At 72.0% G+C, this 353-nt stretch carries 1 pseudogene; it reads right to left on the bottom strand.

The annotated features are described in order from the left end of the window. Positions 1–353: pseudogene (locus RA19_RS25360) on the bottom strand (SDR family NAD(P)-dependent oxidoreductase); the annotation flags it as partial.

The raw sequence follows: 353 nt of genomic DNA, 5'->3' as shown, positions 1-353 counted from the left end.
CCGCCGCGCCCGGCCCGCCATCAGCTTGGCAAAGGGGCCGCGGCCGGGGCCGTAGATGCCCGCCAGGCGGAAGATATGCAGCGGCAGGCCGGGAATGTCCTGCCATTGGGCCTCCGCCAAGGCGCGCCAGTCGCCGCGCTCGCTGGAAGGGGAAACTTCGGAAGCCTCGTCGACCCAGCCGCCGTCCCGGTGGCCGTAGACCGCGGTGGTGGAGAGATAGCCAACCCATTCCAGGCCCGGGGCCGCGGCGATCCGCTCCCCTATCGCGGCCAGCACCGGATCGCCCTGCGCATTCGGACCGATGGAGCTGAGGATATGCGTCACGCCTTCCAGCGGCACCTCCTGCCCCGGCC

The organism is Leisingera sp. ANG-M1 (genome assembly GCF_000813745.1).
In the GTDB taxonomy this organism is placed as follows: domain Bacteria; phylum Pseudomonadota; class Alphaproteobacteria; order Rhodobacterales; family Rhodobacteraceae; genus Leisingera.
The sequence above is the reverse complement of the archived record's forward strand: the minus strand, read 5'-3'. Positions and strand labels throughout refer to the sequence as shown.